Genomic DNA, 4,709 nt, shown 5'->3' with positions numbered 1-4,709 from the left:
CGCGCTTGCAAGGCGAATGCCTTGCTGCGCACGGGCGCCTTGCAGCCAGCCCCTTGGAGCACCAACGCGATCTCCGGAAACAGCGTGAGCAGGCCCTGGGCTGGTCCTGGTGCCACGGCGTGCGCTGGCGCGTGCCGGGCTCTTTCACGAGCAGGTGGTCGTGGTACAGGCGCACGGTCTGCGAGCCCATCAGGCGCTGCGCGAGTTGCGCCAGCGGCGCCTCGACGATGAAGCGGCCGAAGGCGTCGATCTCCTGCCAGTTGCAGAAGTCCTCGAAGAAGCGGCCCGGGTCGTCGGGCCGGCTCGCGACCTTGGCGCGCGGGCTGGGCGCCGCCAGGTTCGCTTCGATGCCATCGCGCAGCAGCGCGAGTTCGTCGGCCGTGAGCAGCTGGCGGATGCAGACCGCGCCGTCGCGCTGGAACTGCGCCACCAGCGCGTCGTCCACGCGCTCGCGCACGCGGCGCTGCAGGTCGGAAGCGTCGAGGGTCATCGTCGGGTCTCCTTTTTTTCGGGGTGTCGGGTGACCCGCTTTTTTACTGCACTCGCCGAGTCACTTGATCATCGGCAGCTTGAGCCCTTGCTTCTTCGCCGTGGCGACCGCGATGTCGTAGCCCGCGTCGGCATGGCGCATGACGCCGGTGGCCGGGTCGTTGAAGAGCACGCGCCCGATGCGCTGGGCGGCAGCGTCGGTGCCGTCGCACACGATCACCACGCCCGAGTGCTGCGAGTAGCCCATGCCGACGCCGCCGCCGTGGTGCAGGCTGACCCAGGTCGCGCCGCCTGCGGTGTTGAGCAGTGCGTTGAGCAGCGGCCAGTCGGAGACGGCATCGGTGCCGTCCTTCATGGCTTCGGTCTCGCGGTTCGGGCTGGCGACCGAGCCGGTGTCGAGGTGGTCGCGGCCGATGACGATGGGCGCCTTGAGTTCGCCGTTCTTCACCATCTCGTTGAAGGCCAGGCCGGCGATGTGGCGCTCGCCCAGGCCGAGCCAGCAGATGCGTGCGGGCAGGCCCTGGAAGGCGATGCGTTCGCGCGCCATGTCGAGCCAGCGGTGCGTGTGGGTGTTCTCGGGGAACAGCTCCTTGATCTTGGCGTCGGTCTTGTAGATGTCTTCCGGGTCGCCCGAGAGCGCGACCCAGCGGAACGGGCCCTTGCCTTCGCAGAACAGCGGACGGATGTAGGCCGGCACGAAGCCCGGGAAGTCGAAGGCGTTCTTCACACCTTCGTCGAACGCGACCTGGCGGATGTTGTTGCCGTAGTCGACCGTGGGGATGCCCATGGCCTGGAAGTCGAGCATGGCCTGCACGTGCACGGCGCACGACTGGGCGGCAGCCTTCTTGAGTGCGTCGTGCTGCGACACGTCCTTCATGGCGGCCTGCCACTGCGGCACGGTCCAGCCCGAGGGCAGGTAGCCGTTGATCAGGTCGTGCGCGGAGGTCTGGTCGGTCACGAGGTCGGGCTTGAGGCCGCCGGCGTTGGCGCGCTTCACCAGCTCGGGAAGGATGTCGGCGGCATTGCCCAGCAGCGCGATCGACACGGCTTCCTTGGCATCGCAGTGCTGCTTGATCAGCTCGAAGGCGTGGTCGATGTCGCGCGCCTGCTTGTCGACGTAGCGCGTGCGCAGGCGGAAGTCGATGCTCGACTGCTGGCACTCGATGTTCAGCGACACGGCGCCGGCCAGCGTGGCCGCGAGCGGCTGTGCGCCGCCCATGCCGCCCAGGCCGGCCGTCAGGATCCACTTGCCTGCGAGGCTGTTGTTGTAGTGCTGGCGGCCGGCTTCGACGAAGGTCTCGAAGGTGCCTTGCACGATGCCCTGGCTGCCGATGTAGATCCAGCTGCCGGCGGTCATCTGGCCGTACATGAAGAGGCCCTGGCGGTCGAGTTCGTTGAAGTGTTCCCAGTTGGCCCACTTCGGCACGAGGTTCGAATTGGCGAGCAGCACGCGCGGTGCGTTCTCGTGCGTCTTGAACACGCCGACCGGCTTGCCCGATTGAATGAGCAAGGTCTCGTCGTCTTCGAGTTCCTTCAGCGACGCGAGGATCTGGTCGTAGCAGGCCCAGTCGCGCGCGGCGCGGCCGATGCCGCCGTACACCACGAGGTCTTGGGGCCGCTCGGCCACCTCGGCGTCGAGGTTGTTCTGCAGCATGCGGAACGGCGCTTCGGTGAGCCAGCTCTTGCAGTTCAGCTCGGTGCCGCGCGGGGCACGGATCACGCGGGTCGGGTCATGGCGCGGGTCGGTGCCGGCGGCGGGGGTGGTGTTCAGGGCGAATTTGTCGGGTGCGTTCATGGCGTGGTTCTCCTTGTCGGGTGGCAAACGGACGGTTCGGATTACTTGGCGTGGCTGGGCAGGATGTCGAGCAGCGCGGCCGGCAGGTCGGCCGCGAGCGCCCACAGGCGCATGGCTTCGATGTCGGGTGCGAGGTAGCGGTCGCGCTCGAGGAAGGCGACCTTCTGGCGGATGTTGCTGAACTCGGCCTCGACCAGCGGCGAGCTCTTGAGCCCGCGTTTCAGCTCGATGCCTTGCGCGGCGGCCATCGCTTCGATGCCGACGACGACGGCGGTGTTATTGACCATGTCGCCGAGGCGGCGCGCCGCGAAGGTGGCCATCGACACGTGGTCTTCCTGGTTGGCCGAGGTCGGCAGGCTGTCGACGCTGGCGGGGTGCGCGTGCGACTTGTTTTCCGACGCGAGCGCGGCGGCCGTGACCTGCGCGATCATGAAGCCGGAGTTCAGCCCGCCATCGCGCACCAGGAAGGGCGGCAGGCCCGAGAGGCCGCTGTCGAGCAGCAGCGCGAGGCGGCGCTCGGCAATGGCGCCGACTTCGCTCACGGCCAGCGCAATGATGTCGGCCGCGAAGGCGACCGGCTCGGCGTGGAAGTTGCCGCCCGAGATCACCTCGCCGGTGTCGCAGAACACGAGCGGGTTGTCCGACGCGGCATTGGCTTCGATGACCAGCACGCGCGAGGCGTGGGCCAGGTTGTCGAGGCAGGCGCCCATCACCTGGGGAATGCAGCGCACCGAGTACGGGTCTTGCACGCGGCCGCAGTCGGCGTGCGAGGGAACGATCTCGCTGCCGTCGAGCAGCGTGCGCACGGCGCCGGCCACGGCGATCTGGCCGGGCTGGCCGCGCGCGGCGTGGATGCGGGCGTCGAAGGGCTTGATCGACCCCTGGATGGCTTCGAGCGACAGCGCGCCCGACATCAGCGCGGCGGCAAACACGTCTTCGGCGCCGAACAGGCCGGCCAGCGCGAGCGCGGTCGACACCTGCGTGCCGTTGAGCAGCGCCAGGCCTTCCTTGGGGCCGAGCACGAAGGGCTCGAGGCCGATGCTGCGCATGGCTTCGGCGCCACTCACCTTCCGGCCGTCGGCCAGCGTGGCTTCGCCTTCGCCGATGAGCACGCAGGCCATGTGGGCCAGCGGTGCGAGGTCGCCCGAGGCGCCGACCGAGCCCTTGCACGGGATGCTCGGCGTGACGCCCGCGTTGAACAGCGCCAGCAGCGCATCGACCAGCGCGGGCCGCACGCCCGAGTGGCCGCGCGCCAGGCTCACGGCCTTGGTCGCGAGGATCATGCGCACCACCGGCGCGGCCAGCGGCTCGCCGGTGCCCACGCTGTGCGACAGCACGAGGTTGCGCTGCAGCTCGGCCAGGTGGTCGTTGCCGATGCGCGTGCTCGCGAGCTTGCCGAAACCGGTGTTGATGCCGTAGACCACCTCGTCGTTCTCGACGATGTGGCGCACCGCGGCCTCGGCCTTCTGCATGCCATCGAGCACCGACGGGTCGAGCGCAAGGCGCACGCCGCCGGCCTGGATGCGTCGCAGCATCGCAAGGTCGACCTTGCCGGGCGTGAGGGTCAGGGTGGCGTTGGAGGTGGCGGTGTGATTGCTTGGCATGTGAACCTGTCTATACAAGTGGTGGCGAGAGAAAACGTAGGCCTCTGAGGGTCGAAAAAAAACGGGTTAGCCGAAGGTCGGGTTGCCGTCGGCTTTGAAACGGCTGCCCAGGCTGTAGCGCGAGGCCGGATGCAGGCAGCGCACCCAGGTCACGGGCGTGTTGCGGATCCAGGTGCGGCGCGTCAGCAGCAGGCACGGGTCGGTGGGCGCCATGGCGAGCCGCTCGGCCTGTTCGGCACTGGGCAGCACGGCATCGACGACGTGTTCGATCTGGTCGAAGGGCACGTGGCGCACGAGGTACTCGCTGGGCGGCACGGCCGTGAAGTCCTGTTCGAGAAAGTCGGGCACGACCTGCGGATTGACGTAGCGCTCTTCGAGCTGCACGGGCGTGTCGTTGTCCAGGTGCAGGCAGGCGCTGTGGAACACCGAGTCGCCCGCGCGCAGGTCGAGCCAGGCGGCCACGTCGGGCGAGGCCGCGAGGCGCTCGACCGCGAGCATTTCGCAGCGGTAGTCGTGGCCGCGCTGGCGGATTTCGCTGGCGATGTTGGCGATCTGCAGCAGCGTCGATTGCGGCTTGTTCTCGGCCACGAAGCTGCCGACGCCGGCCACGCGCACGATGCGGCCCTGCTCCATGAGCTCGCGCAGGGCGCGGTTCACGGTCATGCGCGCCATGCCGAACTGCGCGACCAGCTCGTTCTCGGAGGGCAGGCGGTGGCCGGGCGGCCACGTGCCGTCCTGGATCTTGCGGGAGATGTGATCCTTGACTTGCGCATAGAGCGCGAGGGACGGCAGGTCACGTTTCATCGTGCGGGCCCGTTCGG

At 68.7% G+C, this 4,709-nt stretch carries 4 protein-coding genes; all 4 read right to left on the bottom strand.

Annotated elements, in window-relative coordinates:
- Positions 1-490: phytanoyl-CoA dioxygenase family protein (locus AAG801_RS40585; protein ID WP_341893538.1), on the bottom strand; the 490-nt coding region annotated here is incomplete at its 3' end.
- A 60-nt stretch (positions 491-550) separates the two neighbouring features.
- Positions 551-2,284 (bottom strand): urocanate hydratase, encoded by a 1,734-nt coding sequence (hutU, locus tag AAG801_RS40580; RefSeq protein WP_341893537.1) that lies wholly within the window; start codon positions 2,282-2,284, stop codon positions 551-553.
- Between the two features lie 41 nt (positions 2,285-2,325).
- Positions 2,326-3,888, bottom strand: a complete 1,563-nt coding sequence (hutH, locus tag AAG801_RS40575; RefSeq protein ID WP_341893536.1) for a histidine ammonia-lyase — start codon at positions 3,886-3,888, stop codon at positions 2,326-2,328.
- 66 nt (positions 3,889-3,954) lie between these two features.
- Positions 3,955-4,692, bottom strand: coding sequence for a histidine utilization repressor (hutC, locus tag AAG801_RS40570; protein WP_101493555.1), 738 nt, complete (start codon positions 4,690-4,692; stop codon positions 3,955-3,957).
- Positions 4,693-4,709 lie beyond the last annotated feature (17 nt).

The organism is Variovorax sp. YR752 (assembly GCF_943372545.1).
The sequence above is the reverse complement of the archived record's forward strand: the minus strand, read 5'-3'. Positions and strand labels throughout refer to the sequence as shown.